Origin of the sequence: Candidatus Dechloromonas phosphoritropha, from assembly GCA_016722705.1 — a bacterium.
Taxonomy (GTDB): Bacteria; Pseudomonadota; Gammaproteobacteria; order Burkholderiales; family Rhodocyclaceae; genus Azonexus; species Azonexus phosphoritrophus.
In genome coordinates this window covers 368968-390446 of sequence record JADKGN010000004.1, presented here as the reverse complement: position 1 = coordinate 390446, position 21479 = coordinate 368968, and the positions used below count along the sequence as shown (strand labels likewise).

At 61.3% G+C, this 21479-nt stretch carries 26 protein-coding genes and 1 pseudogene; 24 read left to right on the top strand and 3 right to left on the bottom strand.

Going from position 1 to position 21479, the window contains the following annotated elements:
* Nucleotides 1-150: 150 nt before the first annotated feature.
* Nucleotides 151-321, bottom strand: a pseudogene (locus IPP03_07505) (transposase).
* Nucleotides 322-481: 160 nt separating this feature from the next.
* Here IPP03_07505 and IPP03_07500 point away from each other — a divergent pair.
* On the top strand, nt 482-1399 hold the full coding sequence (locus IPP03_07500; protein ID MBL0352496.1) for an alpha/beta fold hydrolase: 918 nt from the start codon (nt 482-484) through the stop codon (nt 1397-1399).
* An 11-nt stretch (nt 1400-1410) separates the two neighbouring features.
* Nucleotides 1411-1710: a hypothetical protein gene (locus tag IPP03_07495; GenBank protein MBL0352495.1), complete on the top strand. Its 300-nt coding sequence runs from the start codon at nt 1411-1413 to the stop codon at nt 1708-1710.
* A gap of 13 nt (nt 1711-1723) precedes the next feature.
* Here the strand turns inward: IPP03_07495 and IPP03_07490 are convergent, their stop codons facing one another.
* On the bottom strand, nt 1724-2281 hold the full coding sequence (locus IPP03_07490; protein MBL0352494.1) for a thioredoxin family protein: 558 nt from the start codon (nt 2279-2281) through the stop codon (nt 1724-1726).
* 162 nt (nt 2282-2443) lie between these two features.
* Here IPP03_07490 and IPP03_07485 point away from each other — a divergent pair, with 162 nt between their 5' ends.
* The 4 genes from IPP03_07485 (at nt 2444) to IPP03_07470 (ending at nt 5687) form a co-directional block, all read left to right on the top strand.
* Entirely contained in the window at nt 2444-2626 is a 183-nt protein-coding gene (locus IPP03_07485) for a hypothetical protein (protein MBL0352493.1), read from the top strand.
* A gap of 761 nt (nt 2627-3387) precedes the next feature.
* Nucleotides 3388-3744: a hypothetical protein gene (locus IPP03_07480; GenBank protein ID MBL0352492.1), complete on the top strand. Its 357-nt coding sequence runs from the start codon at nt 3388-3390 to the stop codon at nt 3742-3744.
* Entirely contained in the window at nt 3662-5194 is a 1533-nt protein-coding gene (locus IPP03_07475; protein ID MBL0352491.1) for a MarR family transcriptional regulator, read from the top strand. The genes IPP03_07480 and IPP03_07475 overlap by 83 nt, the downstream gene beginning before the upstream one ends.
* A gap of 280 nt (nt 5195-5474) precedes the next feature.
* Complete coding sequence (locus tag IPP03_07470) at nt 5475-5687, top strand: hypothetical protein (protein MBL0352490.1); 213 nt, start codon at nt 5475-5477, stop codon at nt 5685-5687.
* On the opposite strand, the gene IPP03_07465 is transcribed toward IPP03_07470, so the two are convergent.
* A complete protein-coding gene (locus IPP03_07465; GenBank protein ID MBL0352489.1) occupies nt 5684-5923 on the bottom strand; it encodes a hypothetical protein in 240 nt (79 codons plus the stop codon). The two genes, IPP03_07470 and IPP03_07465, sit on opposite strands and share 4 nt — an antisense overlap.
* Between IPP03_07465 and IPP03_07460 the strand changes: the two genes are divergently transcribed.
* The 18 genes from IPP03_07460 to IPP03_07375 all read left to right on the top strand — a co-directional run bounded on the left by IPP03_07460 (nt 5923) and on the right by IPP03_07375 (nt 21478).
* The gene (locus IPP03_07460) at nt 5923-6330 is read left to right on the top strand and encodes a hypothetical protein (protein ID MBL0352488.1); all 408 of its coding nucleotides are present in this window, start codon (nt 5923-5925) and stop codon (nt 6328-6330) included. The two genes, IPP03_07465 and IPP03_07460, sit on opposite strands and share 1 nt — an antisense overlap.
* On the top strand, nt 6296-6697 hold the full coding sequence (locus tag IPP03_07455) for a hypothetical protein (protein ID MBL0352487.1): 402 nt from the start codon (nt 6296-6298) through the stop codon (nt 6695-6697). Before IPP03_07460 ends, IPP03_07455 begins: the two co-directional genes overlap by 35 nt.
* On the top strand, nt 6694-7377 hold the full coding sequence (locus tag IPP03_07450; protein MBL0352486.1) for a hypothetical protein: 684 nt from the start codon (nt 6694-6696) through the stop codon (nt 7375-7377). Before IPP03_07455 ends, IPP03_07450 begins: the two co-directional genes overlap by 4 nt.
* Nucleotides 7378-7448: 71 nt before the next feature.
* A complete protein-coding gene (ndk, locus tag IPP03_07445; protein ID MBL0352485.1) occupies nt 7449-7877 on the top strand; it encodes a nucleoside-diphosphate kinase in 429 nt (142 codons plus the stop codon).
* Nucleotides 7878-7887: 10 nt separating this feature from the next.
* Complete coding sequence (rlmN, locus tag IPP03_07440; GenBank protein MBL0352484.1) at nt 7888-8994, top strand: 23S rRNA (adenine(2503)-C(2))-methyltransferase RlmN; 1107 nt, start codon at nt 7888-7890, stop codon at nt 8992-8994.
* Nucleotides 8979-9842, top strand: coding sequence for a type IV pilus biogenesis/stability protein PilW (gene pilW, locus IPP03_07435; protein ID MBL0352483.1), 864 nt, complete (start codon nt 8979-8981; stop codon nt 9840-9842). Before rlmN ends, pilW begins: the two co-directional genes overlap by 16 nt.
* On the top strand, nt 9839-10729 hold the full coding sequence (locus IPP03_07430; protein MBL0352482.1) for a helix-turn-helix domain-containing protein: 891 nt from the start codon (nt 9839-9841) through the stop codon (nt 10727-10729). The genes pilW and IPP03_07430 overlap by 4 nt, the downstream gene beginning before the upstream one ends.
* 4 nt (nt 10730-10733) lie before the next feature.
* Nucleotides 10734-11963 (top strand): flavodoxin-dependent (E)-4-hydroxy-3-methylbut-2-enyl-diphosphate synthase, encoded by a 1230-nt coding sequence (gene ispG, locus IPP03_07425; GenBank protein ID MBL0352481.1) that lies wholly within the window; start codon nt 10734-10736, stop codon nt 11961-11963.
* Nucleotides 11960-13249: a histidine--tRNA ligase gene (gene hisS, locus IPP03_07420; GenBank protein MBL0352480.1), complete on the top strand. Its 1290-nt coding sequence runs from the start codon at nt 11960-11962 to the stop codon at nt 13247-13249. The genes ispG and hisS overlap by 4 nt, the downstream gene beginning before the upstream one ends.
* A 4-nt stretch (nt 13250-13253) precedes the next feature.
* A complete protein-coding gene (locus IPP03_07415; GenBank protein ID MBL0352479.1) occupies nt 13254-13904 on the top strand; it encodes a tetratricopeptide repeat protein in 651 nt (216 codons plus the stop codon).
* Nucleotides 13904-15064, top strand: a complete 1161-nt coding sequence (bamB, locus tag IPP03_07410; protein ID MBL0352478.1) for an outer membrane protein assembly factor BamB — start codon at nt 13904-13906, stop codon at nt 15062-15064. The genes IPP03_07415 and bamB overlap by 1 nt, the downstream gene beginning before the upstream one ends.
* Nucleotides 15061-16392, top strand: a complete 1332-nt coding sequence (gene der, locus IPP03_07405) for a ribosome biogenesis GTPase Der (GenBank protein ID MBL0352477.1) — start codon at nt 15061-15063, stop codon at nt 16390-16392. Before bamB ends, der begins: the two co-directional genes overlap by 4 nt.
* A gap of 74 nt (nt 16393-16466) precedes the next feature.
* A complete protein-coding gene (hfq, locus tag IPP03_07400) occupies nt 16467-16703 on the top strand; it encodes an RNA chaperone Hfq (GenBank protein MBL0352476.1) in 237 nt (78 codons plus the stop codon).
* Between the two features lie 63 nt (nt 16704-16766).
* Nucleotides 16767-17921, top strand: a complete 1155-nt coding sequence (gene hflX / locus IPP03_07395; GenBank protein MBL0352475.1) for a GTPase HflX — start codon at nt 16767-16769, stop codon at nt 17919-17921.
* 35 nt (nt 17922-17956) lie between these two features.
* Nucleotides 17957-19258 carry an FtsH protease activity modulator HflK gene (gene hflK / locus IPP03_07390; GenBank protein ID MBL0352474.1) on the top strand — a complete coding sequence of 434 codons (1302 nt, stop codon included), beginning with the start codon at nt 17957-17959 and terminating at the stop codon, nt 19256-19258.
* Nucleotides 19258-20145: a protease modulator HflC gene (hflC, locus tag IPP03_07385; protein MBL0352473.1), complete on the top strand. Its 888-nt coding sequence runs from the start codon at nt 19258-19260 to the stop codon at nt 20143-20145. Before hflK ends, hflC begins: the two co-directional genes overlap by 1 nt.
* Nucleotides 20142-20327, top strand: a complete 186-nt coding sequence (locus IPP03_07380; GenBank protein ID MBL0352472.1) for a DUF2065 domain-containing protein — start codon at nt 20142-20144, stop codon at nt 20325-20327. The genes hflC and IPP03_07380 overlap by 4 nt, the downstream gene beginning before the upstream one ends.
* On the top strand, nt 20324-21478 hold the full coding sequence (locus IPP03_07375) for an ATP phosphoribosyltransferase regulatory subunit (GenBank protein MBL0352471.1): 1155 nt from the start codon (nt 20324-20326) through the stop codon (nt 21476-21478). The genes IPP03_07380 and IPP03_07375 overlap by 4 nt, the downstream gene beginning before the upstream one ends.
* The last annotated feature ends 1 nt before the right edge of the window (nt 21479 follow it).

The window sequence follows — 21479 nt, the reverse complement described above, 5'->3', positions numbered from 1 at the left end:
AGTAAGTGCCATTCTGGTCAGATAGAGCTTGCTGGTTTGTTTGACTTCGAAGCGGGGCATGGTCAATTGGGTGACGTGTGATGATGTCTAATACTCACACAAATTCAATGGGTTGGACTTGATATATGATAAATGAACACGAATTCAGGGCAATGTCTTGGCTTGTTCCTGAATCTCCTTCTTCCACTGTCCGACCTGCACCGGATGAACACCGTACTCCTGACCAATCTCATTGATCGTCTTCATCCCTCGCACGGCCTCCAGCCCTACCTTCGCCTTGAATTCGGGCGAATGGATCTTCCTCTTCCTCACTTCTTGCATCACTTCTCATCCCTCATGACAGCGCACAGCTTAAACCGCTGTCTTGAAAATAGGGAGCACTATAGGCCGGGGCGACAAATTTGACGATGTAGCCTACTTAGGTGATCGTTTCCGGCGTAGGCTCGAAATCTTATCAATTGCATCCGGACGGAAATTTGGCATGGCCGACGAAAATAGCAATTCCGCTCCCTGGCCGGCTTGGGGCGACACGGCGGCAAGTTTCCTCAACGGCTGCTTCGGGGATTACCTGAGCGATCGTGACAATGGGCTGGCCATCGACATGGCCTTCTACCGGAACAACCTGCCACTGAAACTGTCGCCGGAAGCGCTGAACGCCGCCTGTCCGTCGCCGACGGGCAAGTTGTGCGTGCTGGTCCACGGGCTATGCTGTCATGAAGGCGCCTGGGGTTTTCCTGGCGATCACGCGCGTTCCTACGGCAGCGCATTGCAGCACGATCTCGGTTACACACCGTTTTCGCTGCGTTACAACACCGGCCTGCCGATCGCCTACAACGGCCAGACACTCGATACGCTGCTTGAACGCTTGCTCGCCGCCTATCCGGTGCCGGTTGACGATCTGGTTTTGATCGGCCATAGCATGGGCGGGCTGGTGTTGCGGGCGGCCTGCCATTACGGCGCGGGTCGCGAGGCGGGCTGGGTCAGCAAGGTCAGCCGGATCTTTTATCTGGGCACTCCCCATGAGGGGGCGGCTCTTGAACGGATGGGGCATCTGGTGACGAAGTTATTGCACGCGGTACCGCATCCGGTGAGCGCGCTGGTTGGCGATATCGCCAACCAGCGCAGCCAGGGGATAAAGGATTTGCGTCATGGCACGCTGCTTGAGGGTGTCGACTTTACCGACAGTGTGCCCTGGTTGGCCAGTGCAAAGCACTACATGATCGCGGGTACGGTGACCGACGATCCCGAACATCTGGCGTCCAGGCTTTTTGGCGACGGGCTTGTGCAACCGCCGCAGGCAGGCGAACACGTTGCACTGTTCCCGGGAGTAGCGCACATGCAGTTGGCACACGACGAAGCGGTCTATGGCCGGATCAAGCAATGGTGCGCGAGCGCCTGAAAGGAATTTTCATGGAAGCCAAGACCCTCCGCCAGATTCGCGGCGCCAAGGAACTCGCCGAGGAAACAATAGATGCGGCTGCGCTCGCCATCAACGAGGTGCAGCGCGCGATGACACGTCTGCCCTATGGACTACTGGCTCGAATCAGGCCGCTTGCGGTACCGGTTCAGGTGATCGAGCAGGCGCACCTAAAAATCGCCGACAGCGTCTACTTCTCGATTCGGGTCGGAAATCGTCTTGTCGGCAACGTGGCCGGGTTCGTGCTTGATCGCCTCGATGCGCATGCGCAAGCGGAAGGGCGCGAACAGTAACAAGAACGCTGCCTTAGTCGGCTCGCCACTTGATCGAGCAGCCGATTGACGCTGTCTGCTCTGTGGGGCCTTGTCCGCTTTTGGCGATCTGGCGCATCGCTGCGAACAGTTCGCGCGGAGCGTCGGGCGGGTTCGGATTGCGTCCCGAGGCATCGAGACGCCCGCGATACTGAAGCTCCAGCCTGCCGTTGTAGCCGAAGAAATCCGGCGTGCACACGGCGTCATAGGCGCGTGCCACCGCCTGGGATTCGTCGTAAAGGTAGGGGAAGGGGAAGCCGAGCTGCTGCGCCAGTTGGGTCATGTGCTCGAGCGAATCCTCGGGATAAGTCGCCACGTCGTTGCTCATGATCGCCACGCTGCCGATGCCGAAGGCGGCCAGTTCGCGGGTATCGCGCACGATGCGCTCGATGACGGCCTTGACGTAGGGGCAGTGGTTGCAGATGAACATTACCAGCAGGCCGTTTGGCCCCCGGCAATTGGCCAGCGTGTGGCGGTGCCCGTCGGTGCCGGGTAGATCAAAGTCGGTGGCCGGCAAACCGAAGTCGCAGACTGGTGGGTTCAATGACACCATATTTTTCACCTGTGCTTTGATTTTGCACATAATAGCATTGATGAACCAGCTGCGTTTTGACTGCCGTGAGGTGCTTACGCCGGGTGCCTATATCGACCTGCTCGAGCCGGTGGCGCGCCATGCCGTGCATGTCCCGCGCTTGCCGCTGGGGGCCTGGGAATCGTGCTGTTCGACGGACGAGGTGGCGAAAACGAGGCGCGTATCAAGCGCATCGAGAAGGATCGCGTGCTTGCCGCACTGGGGACCTGGCACGACGTCGAACGCGAGTCCGCCTTGAAAACAATCGCATCGAAGACCAGCCTGGGTTCATTGGGCTTGCGCCCACCGCCAGCCTTGCAGACGTAGCTCTGATCCGCCAGTTGCTGGCGTATCGGAATCAGTGGCTCAACGTGCTTCCAGAATTCCTCGGTCGCTTCGCATGATTTGGCTTTTGCCATCATCGCTCCAAACGCGATCGTCGCGCATGGGTTGTGATTATTCACTATTTACGGATAAGCTCATATTCGCCTGGGCGGCGGGCGGGCGCGCGGCGCGGTGCGGGAAATCTGGGATAGACCCAAATGGTGCCAAGTTAAGCCGAAACGACCGAATTCCATTTGAATGCTAATTGGGTAAATGAGCGAATTGAGCATGATAAATGGTGCGCTTTTCCTCCCGGAATTTCATCTACTGGGTAATGAGCCGGGAGGTAATTTTCAGTCGGCGGCGGATATTCAGCAAGGCGAACACCTTCCGGGGATTTTTCACCCAGGTTCTTGACGCAGATGGCGGTTGCCAGGAGGTCGTTCGCAAGATGCAAGCGTTTCCCGCTGCCCGCTCGATGCCACTGCGTTCCACATCGACCTCGGCGTACTGTCAGGCGAGAGGCAAACTGGAACCAAGCGGACTACATCGCATAATCAAGCACACTGCCGAACACTTGCAGCAACGGAGACGGAATCGCTGGTAGAGAAATCGGCGCGTGGTGGTGGTCGCTGGGTCACTCCAAAGACGGCGAACCGACTCTTTTGCACCAGCAATGGGGAGAGTTCAAACGGGGCGACATCACGATGGGCAACTAGGGTTTTTGCAGCTACTACGACGTCTGGAAATTCCAGGAACTGGGCGTGGACACCGTTATGACCTTGGCGCGACGGACGTCCGTAGAGGCAGCCGCAACTGCAGCAGTGCTGGGACCGGACGATTTGCTGATGACGTGGCCCAAGCCTGTCTGGAACAAGAATCTGAGCTACTCTCATGAGGAATGGCTGACGCTTCCCGACCATCTCAATCTGCGCCAGATCAAGGTGACGATCACCGCTCCTGGTATGCGCAACCAGTCCATTTATCCTAAGCCGGACGAGCCGGAACCAAACAGGTATTACGATAGAAGCCTGACGAATGACCGAGGAGGCGATCATGTTGGCGATGGCTCTGGCGGAACGATACGCGACGAACATGCATGGTGTGCTTTCGTGCTTTGACCGGATCATTATCACCGGCACGCTGCCTGGTGCGTGCTACGCGGCAGGAATGACGAGTTATTTGTACACGCACGGAATTCGGGTATTCGACTACCCGCGATTTGCCGAGCCGCTGCGAGATCGCATTCGTGAGCGTGCGCAGGAGGTGTGTCTGGCGGCGGGTATTGAAATCGAGCACGTCAGCAAAAGCCATATTCGCAAGGAAGAGTTGGTCGCGCGAGTGCTCGCCGGTCGCGGCGACGCACCGGGTTTGGTGCATGTGCTCTCGGCCATGGAAGCCTGTCCGAGCTACAAACCGTGGCATGACAAAGGCAGTGGCAAGACTTACCTGCGCCCCGATCAAGGCAAGTGCCTGCACGACTACTTCTATTTCATCGACGAGGAACTGGGGTTGTGCTACCTGCGTGTGCCGACGTGGGCACCGTTCGGGTTGCAGTTCTACTGTAATGGTCACAGCGCTCTGGCAAGAACTCTGACGCGAGAAAGGATCGACTTCCTCCAGCAGGACAACGCCTTCCTGCGTGTCGCCGACATCGCGCAGGCGCAGGCGCTGGCGGATGCGTTCAGTCCCGACGTACTTCACCCGCGACTGGATCGCTATGCGCAGTGGTTGTGCCCAGTGCTTGACGTCTTTGGATCCTCGTATCACTGGAGCCTGCGCCAAGTCGAATACTCCACCGACCTGATGTTTCGCAGTGAGCAGATATGGGTTCCACTGTATGACGCCATTTCGCGCCAAGCGGTCTTGGCCGCCAACGCAGAACGCGTCTCCAGCTTTCTGGGCAAGAAGGTCACGCCACAACTGGCCCAGGAGATCGGTTCCCGGTTGTCCACCCGTATCGAGGGGCGCTGCATCAAGCACACCATGGGCGCCGCTGGCGTCAAGGTGTATGACAAATTCTCCCGCGTACTGCGGGTCGAAACGACCGTCAATGACGTGAGTTTCTTCAAACACCACCGCAAGGTGGAACACAAGGACAGGCACGCCACCCGAGAATTGGCGCCCCTGAAGAAGACAATCTATAGCCTGATCGACCTGCGCGACATCCTGCTCGGCTGCAACCAACGTTACCTGGCGTTCCTCTCCAGCCTCGATGACCCCAGTGCCGGCGAGCGTGACTTGGAGCGATTGAGCATGCCACGGTTGGGGGCGGCTCCCGGTGTCAAAGGGGTGAACTTCTTTGATCCTGCCGAGAAAGCCTTGCTGCAAACCATGCAACGCGGCGAGTTCAACATTCACGGTTGGCGTCGTGCCGATCTTCTCAGCTATCTGAAGCTCACTCCGTCCGCCATGTCGCGCCAACTTGCCCGACTGCGTACGCTCGGCTTGATCAAGAAAGTCACTCATACCTATCGCTACTACCTCACTCGATTGGGACGTTCAGTCGTCGCTGCGGCCTGCTCATTGACCCGCTTCAACATAGTGCCAACCATGGCTTGCGCATCCTGAATTCTTCTCATGATTTGTGATGATTGAACTGGTTAGTGACTAAAAACCGCAGTTGACCGCTTGGATTCCTTTGAGAAGCCTCATGAATACTAGCTTTCGTGCCTTTGACAAAGATCACCCGATGGGTGAGCGCGCTACGCACCCGCTGGCACGTCCGGTCGGGCGTCTGGTTTTGTCGCTCCACCTTGCAGGCATGAGCCTGCCGCGTTGTCGCTTCGCGCCAGCCACCCGCCCAAACGCACCATCGGGAGCGTCCAACTACGGTTTCTAGGTTTATCTCGTGACGACCCTGACCGATGCGTCGCGCTACGCGGCCTCGGAACAGGCGGATCTGTATTTCCAACGCTGGGATGTCGAGCTGTTCTTTCGCGATATCAAGATGCCTATTTGCCAAGCTTATGGCTACCGAATAAACCATCTCGCAATGGCGGCCAGGTTCAAGACAAAGCCCACCGCAAGCAGTAACAAAATGACCCCGCCGGCTCCCAATTAGCCGGAGAAGAACAGCATGACCGCGACCAGCCAGCACAGCCAGGCCATGCGGATTTGAGTGGATGTTGTCATTTTCTCATCCAATGGACGCCCGCATGATAACGCCTTGTGAGGCTCATATTTTGAGCCTGTATTCGGCGATACCGCACTCACTGTCCGTACCGCCCGCGATGCCACGGTCAACCCGGAAAACGGGCCGGATTCGGGAAATTCGCTTCCAAGGAGGGATTTGCTCAATGTTCGCCGCACGGCGCGATTCATCGGATGTCGTTCCCGGCCGCCGCTGGCGCGAATGCCTCTGGTTGCCCGGTGCCATGCTGGTGGGGCATGACCGCGACGAGCAGGCGCGACTCTGGCTCCTGCTGGACGATGGCTGCGTGCCGGTTTTTCACCTTGCCGGAGCGGTGCTCGACGATGCCCTACTGGACCTGTTGGCGCAGTCCGTGACCGATGATGCGCGCGGCGACCTGGTGGATATCCGGCCCGACGCGCCGCTCGCTTTTCATTCATGCCTCAATGGCGTGGTGCTGGCGTCGCTTGCCGTGATGGCTGGCGCCAACACCTTCTGGGCCAGTGTGCGCGCAACTACAACCGGCTGGCGATACATCCTTGGCGCAGGGAACCACAGCGCTGTTCGAGGATGAAGCCATCGACGATCTGCCCAAGTATCGTCTCGCCCAGTTGCGCGGCCCGAACAATGAGCCGGTCTTCGAGGCGATGAAGGCTTTTGCGCGACGCGTCGCGCGCGAAACGAACGCACCGTCAAATGCCGAGCGCCGCAGGCTGGCCCGGCAGGCGGTTCGGGATGCGGAAAAGAAGCCGCAGCCGCCCGTGCCCGAGTTCGACGACGAATGCATCGCGGCGTTGCAGTCGCTATTGGCTTTGTCGCCACGTTCGGCGCTTGATCGCGCGGTCACGATGTTCCGCAAACAAGTGAGCGAGCGCCCGCGCCATTGCCGGCACTCTGGCTGTGGCACAATCGGCCATTACCCAATGCTTTACGCCCCATGAAATTCGCCCTGTCCCTGATTGCCCTTATCCTGATCGCGCTGATCGTGCCGTTTTTCATCCCCGGTTCCGGCAGGCAGGAAGGTGTCGACCCGAACGCCAATCTGCCATGGCAGATCGTCGTCGACGGGCAGGGCGGCAACGAGGTCTTTGGGCTGAAACCGGGCGTAAGCACGCTGGGCGACGTGCGGCGGCGCCTCGGCGACGAGATCGAGGTGGCGATCATCGCCGAGCCGAACGAGATCGGCTCGCTCGAAGCCTACTATTCGCAGGTGCCGCTCGGTTTTGTGCTGGCTCGGATGATCGTTACGGTCGACGCCGCGGAAGACGCGATTTCCGCGATGCGCGAGCGCGCCGTCAAGGCCAAGCACATGGAGAGCACGACGCGCCGCATCACGCTACATCCGGACGATCTGGCGGCGGCCGACCGGCTGCCGATCCGCGCCATCAGCGTCATCCCGACAGTGAACCTTGACGAGGCCACGGTCATCCAGCGCTTTGGCGAGCCGGGCGAGCGCATCGTCGTTTCCGAAAAGCGGACGCATCTGCTGTACCCGAAGTTCGGTCTTGACGTGGTGGTCGACAAGGATGGCAAGGAATTGCTGCAATACGTTGCGCCACGGCAATTCGCCCGCCTGCGCGACCCACTGCTGGTGGAACTGGCGGCAAACACGCCGCGCTGAGCGGGGCGCGTTTGCCGCTTATCTGCTAAAATTGTCTGTTTTTCAACTGTCTAGCACCGCGGAGCAATCAAATGGCCATCGAACGCACTCTCTCCATCATCAAACCTGACGCCGTCGCCAAGAACGTCATCGGCAAGATTTACTCCCGTTTCGAATCCAACGGCCTCAAGGTCGTCGCCGCCAAGATGGCCTGGCTGTCGCCGCAGGAAGCTGGCCAGTTCTATGCCGTGCACAAGGCCCGTCCTTTCTTCAAGGATCTGGTTGATTTCATGATTTCCGGCCCGGTGATGATCCAGGTGCTGGAAGGTGAGAGCGCTATTGCCAAGAACCGCGAACTGATGGGCGCCACCAACCCGAAGGAAGCCGCAGCGGGCACCATCCGCGCCGATTTCGCCGAATCCATCGACGCCAACGCCGTGCACGGCTCGGATGCCCCGGAAACCGCCGCAGTCGAAATCGGCTTTTTCTTCCCCGGCATGAACGTTTATTCCGGTCGCTAAGCAAGACTGCATGACCGTCAATCTGCTGGATTTCGATGCGGAAGGCCTCACTGCCTGGTTCGCGGAACAGGGTGAGAAGCCCTTCCGCGCCAAGCAGGTGCTGCGCTGGATCCATCGTTCCGGCGTGGCGGATTTCGCTGCCATGACCGACATCGCCAAAAGCCTCCGCGAGAAGCTCAAGGCGCAGGCGGTCGTCGCGCCACCGACAGTCGTTTCCGACAAAATGTCGGACGACGGCACGCGCAAGTTTTTGATCGACGTTGGCAACGGCAATGCCGTCGAAACGGTGTTCATTCCCGAAGACGATAGAGGCACGCTCTGCGTGTCCACACAAGCCGGCTGCGCGCTCGACTGTGCCTTCTGTTCGACCGGCAAGCAGGGTTTCAACCGTAACCTGACGGTGGCGGAAATCATCGGCCAGGTGTGGCTCGCCAACAAGGCGATGGGTGCGGTCCACGGCGATGAACGGGTCATTTCCAACGTCGTGCTGATGGGCATGGGCGAGCCGCTCGCCAATTTCGAGAATTCGGTTGCCGCGCTCAAATTGATGCTCGACGACAATGCTTATGGTCTGTCGCGGCGTCGCGTGACCGTTTCCACCTCCGGCTTGGTGCCGGTCATGGACCGCCTGCGCGACGAATGTCCGGTGGCCTTGGCAGTGTCGCTGCATGCGCCGAACGACAAGTTGCGCGACCAACTGGTGCCGATCAACCAGAAGTATCCGCTGAAGGAACTGATGGCGGCCTGCCGGCGTTATCTGGAAAAGGCGCCACGCGATTTCATGACCTTCGAGTACATCATGCTCGACGGCATCAACGACAGCGATGCCCACGCCCGCGAACTGCTGGCGCTCGTCAAGACCGTGTATTGCAAATTCAACCTGATTCCCTTCAACCCCTTCCCCGGTTCCCCGTTCCGCCGCTCGCCGGCCGAGCGGGTACGGCGTTTTGCCGACATCCTGATGGGGGCGGGCATCGTCACCACGACGCGCAAGACGCGCGGAGGCGACATCGACGCCGCCTGCGGTCAGCTGGCCGGGCAGGTGCTGGACAAGACCCGGCGCAGTGCCGGGCGGATCATTCCCCTTCAGGAGGCAAGACCATGGGTGGATCGATGATGAACAGAAGGGTTCTGGCTTTTTGCCTTGGCGCATGCTGCGCGCTATCCGCGCATGCCCAGCAGAAAATGGACTGGATCACGATTCCCCCGGTGACGAACCCCGGCGTCAATACTGGCGGCGGGACGGTCAGTGTCCCGGAGCCGGAGACGACCCAAGCCAGACCAGTCGACCCGAAATACCGCGCCAAGATTCATACCGAACTGGCGGCCGCCTATTATCAGGCCGGCAACATGGCGGTGGCGCTCGAGGAAACCCGCATTGCCCTCGAGGCGGATCCCGAAAATGTTCAGGCACTCAGCGTGCGCGGCCTGGTCCACGCCCAGCTCAAGGAAAACGCCAAAGCCGAGGACGATTTCCGGCGGGCGCTCAATATCGCCCCGAAGAATCCGGACGTCAATAACAACTACGGCTGGTTCCTCTGCGAAATCGGTCAGCCGCGGCAGTCGATCCAGTACTTCCTGAATGCGCTGAAGGATCCGCTCTACGAAACGCCTGAGGTCGCTTACGCCAACGCGGGCGGTTGTGCCATGAAGGCCGGGGATTTGGACGGGGCGCAGAATTATCTGCTGGAGGCGCTGCGCCTTGCCAGGGATTCCGCTCCGGCAACCCGCTACAAACTCGCGGAACTGCTCTATCAGCGCGGCAATCTGGACGAGGCGAAAGTCTATCTGGGCGAGGCGATCAAGGCGATGGAACCACCGACGCCGCAAGCACTCTGGCTGGGCGTTCGCCTCGAGCGCAAGCTGGGCAACAAGGCCGGCGAGGGCAATTACGCCTCGCAGTTGCGCGGCCGCTATCTGACATCGAAGGAATATCAGGCCTTTCTCAAGGGGAATTTTGAATGACCGAGCCATTCAGATCCGATCAATCGACTGCCGGGACGAGCGAGACGGGCAGCGGGATTCTTCCGGGCGTTGGCGCCCGTTTACGTCTGGCCCGCGAGATGCGCCAGATGACCGTGGACGATGTCGCGCTGGCCCTGAAGCTCGGCCCGCGCCAGGTCGAGGCGCTGGAGCATGGCAATTGGCAGGGATTGCCGGGCCAGACCTTCATTCGCGGCTTCGTGCGCAATTATGCCCGTCTGTTGCAAATCGACCCGGCGCCGCTGATGGACCAGCTCGACGACACCTTGGGCAAGCCGGCCGACAGCCTGAACGTGCCCGGGGGCCGGCCAACCGCGATGCCGAGCGGCCAGCACCGGCGCAACCGGCCACTGGTCGTTTCCGGTCTGGTTTTCGTGGCGCTGGCGGTGCTGGCCTATGCGCTGTTGCCCAACGACCTGGCGGCGCTGCGCGAGCGTGTTCAGGGGCTGATCGATTCAGTATCGCACAAGGAACCCGTGCCGACACCTGCCACCGGTTCTCCGCCGGCAGCATCCAGCGAACCCGTATTCCCGCCGGGTTCGACGCAGCAGCAGGTCATGAATCCCCAAGCCCAGGCGCCTGCGGAAATGGCGCCGGCGCCGCTTGCCGCCCCTGGTGCGGTGCGCACCGAGAATGCGCCCCTGCGCTTCGTCTTCGCCAGCGATTCGTGGGTCGAGGTTCGGGACCGCGACAACAAGATCGTCTTTTCGCAACTCGGCGCGGCTGGTTCGGAACAGGTCATCGGCGGCCACGGGCCGCTGTCACTGGTCATCGGCAACGCGCCGGGCGTCAAACTGTTCTGGCGCGGCCAGACGGTCGATCTGGCGCCGCATACCAAGGGTGAAATCGCCCGCCTGGTGCTGGAGTGAGCTGTTGACCGCTGTGGCCAAACGCCTGACCCGCAGCTGCCTGATTGGCCACGTGCCGCTGGGCGGTAGCGTGCCGGTCGTCGTCCAGTCGATGACCAATACCGATACTGCCGATTATCTGGCCACTGCGCTGCAGTGCGCCGAATTGGCGCGCGCCGGTTCGGAACTGGTACGCATCACTGTCAATACGCAGGAAGCGGCGGCGGCGGTCCCAAAAGTCCGCGAGCATCTCGACCGCATGGATTGTGCCGTGCCGTTGATCGGCGATTTTCACTACAACGGCCACCGTCTGCTGAGCGACAACCCGGCCTGCGCCGAAGCGCTGGCCAAGTACCGGATCAATCCCGGCAACGTCGGTTTCGGCAAAAAGAAGGACGAGCAGTTCGCACAGATGGTCGAGCTGGCCTGCAAGTATGACAAGCCGGTGCGCATCGGCGTGAACTGGGGCAGTCTCGATCAGAGCCTGCTGGCACGAATAATGGACGAAAATTCGCGTCGACCGCAGCCATTGGATGCCACCGCGATCATGCGCCAGGCGATGGTGACGTCAGCGCTCGAATCGGCGGCCAGGGCCGAGGAAGTCGGGCTGGCCGGCGAAAAAATCATTCTCTCGTGCAAGGTCTCGAGCGTGCAGGACCTGATCGCCATCTATCGCGAACTGGCCAGGCGTGCCGATTACGCGCTGCATCTCGGCCTGACTGAGGCCGGCATGGGTTCCAAGGGAATTGTCGCGTCGACCGCAGCACTTGCCGTCCTGCTTCAGGAAGGCATCGGCGACACGATTCGTATTTCGCTGACGCCGGAACCGGGCGGTTCGCGGGCGCAGGAAGTCATCGTCGCCCAGGAAATCCTGCAGACCATGGGACTGCGTGCTTTCACGCCGATGGTTGCGGCTTGCCCCGGGTGCGGGCGGACGACCAGCACCCTGTTCCAGGAACTGGCCGGCGAGGTGCAGGAATTCGTTCGCGCCAGGATGCCGGAATGGAAACTACATTATGACGGCGCCGAAAACATGACGCTGGCCGTCATGGGCTGCATCGTCAACGGGCCGGGCGAGTCGAAGCACGCCAACATCGGCATCTCGCTGCCCGGTACCGGCGAGGCGCCGTCGGCACCGGTTTTCGAGGATGGCGAGAAGACCGTCACGCTCAAGGGCGACCATATCGCCAGCGAATTCAAGGACATCATCGAGCGCTACGTCCAGCGCACCTACAAGAAGAAACTGCAAGCATGAGTCAGGCGCTGCAAGCCGTGCGCGGGATGAACGACATCCTGCCCGCCGAGGCCGAGTTCTGGGAACAGTTCGAGGAAATCGTCCGCTCGTGGCTGAAAAGCTACGGCTACCGGCCGATCCGCCTGCCGATCGTCGAGCCGACGCCGCTCTTCAAGCGGGCGATCGGTGAAGTGACCGACATCGTCGAGAAGGAAATGTACTCCTTCATCGACAGCCTGAACGGCGAGGCGCTGACCCTGCGCCCGGAAGGTACGGCCGGTTGCGTGCGCGCCGTGATCGAGCACAGCCTGATCGCCCGCCAGCCGGCGCGGCTCTATTATCTCGGCCAGATGTTCCGCCACGAGCGCCCGCAAAAGGGGCGCTATCGCCAGTTTCACCAGGTTGGCGTCGAGGCGCTCGGCTATGCGGGGCCGGACATCGATGCTGAAATGATCCTGATGGGCGCCCGCTTGTGGGGCGAACTCGGGCTCGATGGCATCGAACTGCAGCTCAACAGTCTCGGCCAATCGGAGGAGCGCGCGCTGCACCGCGCGGCACTGGTCACCTATTTCGAGGAAAACGCGGATCTGCTCGACGAAGACGGCAAGCGCCGCCTGTACACCAATCCGCTGCGCATCCTCGATACCAAGAACCCGGCGTTGCAGGAGCTGTGCGCCGCCGCGCCGCAGTTGATCGATTTTCTCGGCGCCGAGTCACTGGCGCATTTCGAGGGGGTGCAGCGCATCCTGCGCGATGCCGGGTTGCCCTACAAGATCAACCCGCGCCTGGTGCGCGGCCTCGATTATTACAACCTGACGGTATTCGAGTGGGTGACGGACCGCCTCGGTGCCCAGGGTACGGTCTGTGCTGGCGGGCGCTTCGACGGACTGGTTGGCCAGCTCGGTGGCAAGCCGGCGCCGGCTTGCGGCTTCGCGATGGGCATCGAGCGCCTGATCGCGCTGATCAAGGAGGCTGGCGGCGAACCGGCCGGCCCGGCGCCCGATGTTTATCTGGTGCATCAGGGTGACGATGCCGCGCGTCTCGCCTTTCGCGTTGCCGAAGGTCTGCGTGACCAGGGTATCGACGTATTGCTGCATTGCGGCGGCGGCAGCTTCAAGTCGCAGATGAAGAAGGCCGATGGCAGCGGCGCGACCTTCGCCGTCATCATCGGCGATGACGAGGCGGCGACCGGCGAGGCGCAGCTCAAGCCCTTGCGCGAGGAAGGTGGCGCGCAGTTGAAACTGAAGGTCGATGATCTGGCGGAAGCCATCATCGGGCAATTGATCGATTCGGACGAAGAGGAATAAGCGCATGGCTCATTACGACCTCGAAGAGCAGGAACAGATAGACTCCATCAAGACTTGGTGGAAAATGTACGGCAACCTGGTGACCGGCATCGTCGTCGCCGCGTCGCTGGCGGTAATCGGCTGGCAGGGCTGGAACTGGCATCAACGCAGCCAGTCGGCTCAGGCCTCGGCCATCTTCGGCGTGCTGGAACAGGCGGTCGCGGCGCGTGATGCGCAGAAAGTTAAGGCGGCAGCCGGCGAGCTGGCCGAGAAATTCGGCGGCACTAGCTACGCGGCGCTGGGCGCGCTCGTTGCCGCCCGTCAGTCCTTCGAGGCCGGCGACCTGAAGACGGCCAAGGCCCAGCTGACCTGGGCGGCCGAAAACGGCAGGGACGAAATCAAGGATCTGGCCCGCCTGCGGCTGATCTCGGTGCTTCTCGACGAGAAGGCCTACGACGATGCTCTCAAGCAGCTCGAGGCGGCGCATGCCGCGGCCTTCGCCACCCGCTTCCTCGAACTCAAGGGCGACGTGCTGGCCGTTTCGGGCAAAAAGGCCGAGGCGCGCACCGCCTACAAGGCGGCTCTCGACAAGGGTGAGGTTCGCGAAGGCAGGGGTGGCGGCGCCGGCCGGGAACTGTTGCAGCAGAAGCTCGACAACCTGGGTGAGGCGGCATGATGACTTCACGTCTCCTATCGTTGCTGGCTTGCGCCAGCCTGTTCGTCGGCGGATGCTCGACGATGTCCGACGCCTTCGATTCGATCAACCCCTTCGCTTCATCGGGGCCGAAGATGGCGAAGCTGGAACCGGTCAGCCCGACCATCAACGTTCGCGATCAATGGTCGGCGAGCATCGGCAAGGCTGGCAACTACATCTTCAGGCCGGCGGTGGTCGACAACGCGGTCTTCGTTGCCGCCCGCAATGGCGAGATCAGCAAGCTGGTTGATGGGCGCAAGGAGTGGACGATAAACGCCGGCCAACAACTGTCGGCAGGCGTCGGAGCCGATTCCCGACTCGTGGTGGTGGCGACTGGCAAGGGCGATGTCCTGGCATTCGCCGCCAGCGACGGTCAGCCGCGGTGGACCGCCAAGGTGTCGAGTGAGGTTCTGGCGGCGCCAGCGGTCGGGGCCGATGGTGTCGTCGTCAAGAGCGGCGACAATCGCGTGGTTCTGCTCGACGCCGGTGACGGTAGCCGCAAATGGGTCTATCAGCGGTCGACGCCGACGCTTGCGCTGCGCAGCGCAGCGCCGCCGGTATTTGCCGACCGCTTCGTCTTCGTCGGGTTTCCCGGCGGCAAGCTGGTCGCCCTGGCGATCCAGAACGGCGCGGCGGTCTGGGAAGGGCCCGTCGCTTCGCCCAAGGGGGCGACTGAACTCGATCGCGTTGCCGATATCGTCTCGGTCCCGGCGATCGACGGACGGCAGATCTGCGCGGTGGCCTTCCAGGGCCGCGTCGCCTGTTTCGACATGGGGCAGGGCGGCGCGTTGCTCTGGGCACGCGACATTTCCTCCGCTGCGGGACTGGCGCTCAGCGACCGCTATCTTTTCGTCACCGACGAGCGCGGTGCCGTCCATGCGCTCGATCGCACCTCCGGATCCAGTTTGTGGAAACAGGACAAGTTGCTCAATCGCCGCGTTTCCGGTCCGGCTGTCCAGGGTCGCGTGGTCGCCGTCGGCGATGCCGAGGGAGTTGTCCATTTTCTGGCGCGTGACGACGGCAGCTTCGTGGCGCGCCAGAAGACCGATGGCGCCCCGATTCGGACACCGATCCAGACGATGGGCACGAGCTTCCTGGTGCAGACTGGCGGCGGCAATGTCAGCGCGATCGAGGCGCGATGAAGCCAACCCTCGTTCTCGTCGGTCGGCCCAATGTCGGCAAGTCGACGCTGTTCAATCGCCTGACACGGTCGCGGGACGCCCTCGTCGCCGACTTGCCGGGGCTGACGCGCGACCGCCATTACGGGCACGGAAGACTGGGAAGCAAGCCCTACCTGGTGGTCGATACCGGCGGTTTCGAACCGCTGGCCAAGGACGGTATCGTTCGCCAGATGGCGCGCCAGGCTGAACAGGCCATCGCCGAGGCCGATGCAGTGATTTTCGTCGTCGATGGCCGCTCCGGCGTGACTCCGCTCGACAAGGAAATCGCCGACAAACTGCGCCGCGCGGCGCGGCCGGTGGTGGTTGCGGTCAACAAGGCGGAAGGCATGAAATCCGGGATGGTCGAGGCGGATTTCCACGAACTCGGCCTCGGCGAGCCAAATGCCATTTCCGCCGCCCACGGCGAGGGGGTCCGCGATCTGGTCGACCTGGCCCTTGCCTCCTTTCCCGAGCCGGAAGAGGACGAAGAGAAATCCGCAGCGGTGCGAGTCGCCATTGTCGGTCGCCCGAACGTCGGCAAGTCGACGCTGATCAACGCCCTGCTCGGCGAGGAGCGCGTCATCGCCTTCGATGCGCCGGGGACGACGCGCGATTCGATCGAGATCGATTTCGAACGCGGCGGCCGTCAGTACGTGCTCGTTGATACCGCGGGCATGCGCAAGCGCGGCAAGGTGTTCGAGTCGATCGAGAAATTTTCGGTAGTCAAGACGCTGAAAGCCATCGAGGATGCCAATGTCGTGATCCTGATGGTCGATGCGCAGGCTGACGTTTCCGACCAGGACGCCCGCATCGCCGACTTCATTGTGGAGTCCGGGCGGGCACTGGTGGTTGCCGTCAACAAGTGGGACGGGCTCGATTCCTATGCCCGCGAGCAGACCCGCACCATTCTCCAGCACAAGCTGAAGTTCCTCGACTTCGCGAAATTCCATTTCATTTCGGCCAAACAGAATGTCGGACTCGAGGCCCTGTTCCGCTCGGTCAATGCCGCCTATGCCGCAGCGATGGCCAAGATGTCCACGCCGCGCCTGGCGCGCGTGCTGGCCGATGCGGTGGCCCGGCAGCCACCGCCGCGGCACGGCATGTTCCGGCCGAAGCCGCGTTATGCCCACCAGGGGGGATCCAATCCACCGATCATTGTAGTCCATGGCAATGCCGTCGACCAGATCGGGGACAGCTACCGGCGCTACCTGGAGAGCACGTTTCGCGAAGCTTTCAAACTGCAGGGCACACCATTGCGCATCCAGTTCGTCACCAGCAAGAATCCCTTTGCGGACAATAACAAGAAGTAAATAACTTGGCATCCCAAGGCAAATTTGGGTACATTAGGCACCTCATAACAACATGACCGCATGGAGTCCCCAACATGAGTAACAAAGGGCAATTGCTCCAAGACCCCTTTCTCAACGCGCTTCGTCGCGAGCACGTCCCGGTTTCCATCTATCTGGTCAATGGCATCAAGTTGCAGGGTCAGGTGGAATCTTTCGATCAGTATGTCGTGCTGCTCAAGAACACGGTTACCCAGATGGTCTACAAGCACGCGATTTCCACTGTGGTGCCTTCCCGTCCGGTCAGCCTCCAGCAAGAACAGGCGGCTGAATAATAAGCGCATCTTCAATTTCCCGTCCGTGCGGCGGGCCTGTGCTTCCTTCTCCCGGAAATTCCCATGAATGAACGTCCCACGGCCGGTGAGCGGGCGGTGGTCGTTCAGCTTGATTTCGGCCAGGGTGATCTCGCGGATCAGCTTGATGAAGTGCGGCTGCTGGTCCAATCGGCGGGTGGCTTGGTCGTTGCCGAAGTATTCGGTCGGCGCCACAGTCCCGACGCGAAGACTTTCGCCGGCAAGGGCAAAGTCGAGGAGATCGCCGCCATGCTGGCGGCCGGCGAGGCGGATCTGGTGATTTTCAACCATCAGCTGTCGCCGGCGCAGGAACGCAATCTCGAGCGCGAACTCAATTGTCGCGTGATCGACCGGACCAGCCTGATTCTCGACATTTTCGCCCTGCGCGCCGCGAGCGCCGAGGGCAAGCTGCAGGTCGAGCTGGCCCAGCTCGAGTACTTGTCGACCCGGCTGGTGCGCGGCTGGACTCACCTCGAACGCCAGCGCGGAGGTATCGGCCTGCGCGGACCGGGAGAAAAGCAGCTCGAGACCGACCGTCGTCTGCTCGGCAACCGCATCAAGCTGCTCAGGGAGCGCCTGAAGAAGCTGTCGCGGCAGCGCGGCGTGCAACGCAAGGCGCGGCAGCGCGGCGACGTGCTCAATGTGTCGTTGGTCGGCTACACCAATGCCGGCAAGTCAACACTATTCAACGCGTTGACCCATGCCGGAGTCTTTGCCGCCGATCGACTTTTCGCGACGCTCGATACCACGTCACGCAGGTTGTGGATCGAGGGTGCCGGCAACGTCGTCATTTCCGATACCGTCGGTTTCATCCGCGATCTGCCACATTCGCTGATCGACGCCTTCCATGCGACGCTGGAAGCGGCTGCCTTTGCCGACTTGCTTCTCCATGTCGTCGATAGCGCCAGCCATGCCCGCGACGAGCAAATGTTCGAGGTGAACAAGGTTCTTGAGGAAATCGGCGCCAGCAAGGTACGGCAGCTGGTAATCTGGAACAAGATCGACCTGACCGAAGCCGCGCCTGGAGTCGAGCGTGACGAATATGGTAGTATTTCGCGCGTTCGAGTCAGTGCGCGGTCAGGCGAGGGCCTGGAACTGCTGCGTGATTCCCTGGCCGAATATGCTCTGGCCAAGGCAGAAACTCTCGACAACGAACTGGCGGCCGCCGCTCGCGATGCCCAACCCGAATACATAAGCTGACCCCAAATCACATGATCCCGACACTAGGAATTTTCATGTCTCTCAACGACCCGCAATGGGGCAACCGTGGCAGTGACGACGGCGACAAGCCCGGCGGTGGACCGCGCCGGCCCAATCAGGGGCCGCCCGACCTCGAAGAATTGTGGCGCGACTTCAACCGCAGGCTCAACGGAATGTTCGGCAAAAAGGGCGGCGGAGGCGGCAATAACGGCGGTGGCGGCAACGGGCCGCGCCTGCCGCAGATCGACTTCAATCCGAAATTCCTCGGTGGTGGCGTCGGCCTGCTTGCCGCACTGGCGGTCGTGATCTGGCTGGCTTCCGGCTTCTATATCGTTGATGCCTCGCAACGCGGCATCGTGCTCCAGTTCGGCAGTTACAAGGAAACCACCGAGCCAGGCCTGCGCTGGCGCTTTCCTTATCCCATCCAGTCGGTCGATCTGGTCAATCTGACCGGCGTGCGAACGGTGGAAATCGGCTACCGCGGCAGCGAGCGCAACAAGGTCCTGAAAGAGGCGCTGATGCTGACCGATGACGAGAACATCGTGAATATTCAATTTGCGGTTCAGTATTTCCTCAAGGACCCGAGCGAGTATCTGTTCAACAATCGTCATCCAGAAGATGCGGTCATGGGTGCCGCCGAGTCGGCTGTCCGTGAAATTGTCGGCAAGAGTCGAATGAACTTCGTTCTCTATGAGGGTCGCGAACAGATCGCTGCACAGGCCGCCCAACTGATGCAGGAGATTCTTGACCGCTACAAGAGCGGCATCCTGATTTCCAAGGTTACCATGCAGAATGCCCAGCCCCCAGAGCAGGTGCAGGCCGCTTTCGACGATGCGGTCAAGGCCGGCCAGGACCGCGAGCGTCAGAAGAACGAAGGCCAGGCCTATGCCAATGATGTCATTCCCAGGGCCAAGGGAACGTCGGCGCGTCTGATGGAAGAAGCCAGCGGTCACAAGCAGAGAGTAATATCGACCGCCGAGGGCGATGCCTCGCGTTTCAAACAGGTACAGGTCGAGTATGCCAAGGCGCCGGAGGTGACGCGTCAGCGCATGTACCTCGAAACCCTGCAACAGGTGTATTCCAATACGAGCAAGGTCATGATCGATGCCAAGGGGCAGGGGAATCTGCTCTATCTGCCGCTCGACAAGTTGATGCAGGGCGCCGCCGCTGCTGCCGCCTCGCCAGTCGCTTCCGACCCGGTCGCGGCGCCCCAGGCACCGGCTAGGCCGGCGCCGGCGACCTCCAATGAATCACCACCCCAGCTCGACAATTCCCTGAACAGTCAAGGCCGTGCGCGCGAGCCTGCCCTGCGTTCTCGTGACCGGGAGGCCCGTTGATGAACTCGAGATTCAACTTGCTGGCGGTGGTTGCCGTCACCGTCCTGGCCGTGGTCGCCATGTCGATGTTTACCGTCGATCAACGTCAGTACGCGCTGGTTTTCCAGTTGGGTGAAGTCAAGCGGATCATCACCGAGCCGGGTCTGAACTTCAAGATCCCGATGATTCAGAATGTCCGCTATTTCGACAGGCGCATCCTTACCCTCGACAACAACGATCCGGAACGCTTCATCACGTCCGAGAAGAAGAACGTGCTGGTCGATTCGTTTGTCAAGTGGCGTATCGTCGATCCCAAGCTCTACTACGTATCGGTGGGTGGCGACGAAGCGCGCGCGAAGACCCGCCTGAACCAGACGGTGAACGCCGGCTTGCGCGAAGAATTCGGCAAGCGCACGGTGCATGACGTGATTTCCGGCGAGCGCGATCAGATCATGGAAGACATGCGTGTCAAGGCAGATGCCGATGCGCGCAAGATCGGCGTACAGATCGTCGATGTACGCCTGAAGCGGGTCGAACTGCCGAACGAAGTGAGTGAGGCGGTCTATCGGCGCATGGAGGCTGAACGCAAGCGCGTCGCCAACGAGCTACGTTCGGAAGGAGCAGCGGAAGCCGAGAAGATTCGTGCCGATGCCGATCGCCAGCGCGAAGTCATCGTTGCCAACGCCTATCGCGATGCGCAGAAGATCAAGGGGGAGGGCGATGCCCAGGCAACAGCCATTTATGCTCAGGCGTTCAACCAGAACCCCGAATTCTATGCCTTCTACCGCAGCCTGGAAGCCTATCGCGGTAGCTTCCAGAACAAGAGCGACCTGCTGGTCGTCGAGCCCAATTCCGAATTCTTCAAGTACATGAAGGGTACCGGGCGCGGCAACGACAAGGGCAAATGACCTCGACGCTGCTGCTGGCCTTCGCGCTGATGCTGGTGCTCGAAGGCCTGATGCCCTTCGTCGCGCCGGCTGCCTGGCGTGAGACCTTCCGCCGCCTCGTCCAACTTACGGACGGGCAGATACGCTTCATCGGCCTCACTTCGATGATCATCGGCCTGATTCTGCTCATGGTTTTCTCATGAACTGGCTGTTGCCCGAATACATGGCCGATGCGCTTCCCGCCGAGGCCGAACGCATAGAGTGCCTGCGCCGGACCTTGCTCGACCATTTTCGCGGTCACGGCTTCGAATTCGTCATACCGCCGATGCTCGAATACCTGGAGTCGCTGCTGACCGGGGCTGGGCAGAATCTCAACCTGCGCACCTTCAAGTTGGCCGACCAGCTTTCCGGGCGCACCATGGGCGTTCGCGCTGACATCACGCCGCAGGCCGCCCGCATCGATGCGCACCTGCTCAACCATTGTGGAGTGACCCGTCTGTGCTACTGCGACAGCGTGCTGCATACCCTGCCGGCGAGTATTTCGGCCAGCCGCCAGCCGTTGCAGATCGGCGCCGAACTCTACGGCCATGCCGGCATTGCCGCCGACCTGGCGATGATTCGCCTGTTGGCAGGCGCGCTGGCGACGATTGAGGTGCCGGTCAATCGCATCGATCTTGGCCATGTAGGCATTTTCCGGGCCCTGGCCGAAGCGGCCGGGCTGCCACGGGAATCCGAAGAGACGGTTCGCGGCCTGTTGCAGGCCAAAGATGTTCCAGGGCTGGTCGAAGCTTGCGCCGAAGTGCCTTCACCCATCCGGGAAGCCCTGCGGCGACTGCCGCAACTTTACGGCGGCGTCGAATTGCTTGACCGCGCCGCCACCGAACTGCCGGTACTCCCGGCCATCGCCGCAGCGCTCGCGGATTTGAGCCATCTCGTGGCACAGGCTTCAGACCTGCCGTTTTCCCTCGATCTTTCCGATCTGCGCGGTTATCACTATCACAATGGTGTGGTCTTCGCCGCCTACTGCCCCGACTATCCGGCAGCCGTCGCGCTGGGCGGCCGCTACGATGGCGCCGGCAAGGTCTTCGGACGGGCGCGTCCGGCGACCGGCTTCTCGATGGATCTGCGCGAAGTGGCGCGCCTGGCGCCGGCCGGGAAGCTGTCGCGGGCCATCCTGGCGCCGCGTGCCGCGCATGATCAAGAACTTGCCGCACACATCGCCGCGCTGCGCGAGCAGGGAGAAATCGTCGTCGAGCTGCTGCCAGGGGAAACCGCCTGCGAAGGGCCGGTCTGCGACAGAAAGCTCGCACAGGTCGGCGCCCGCTGGATCATCGAAGCAATACAAGAGGACTAGA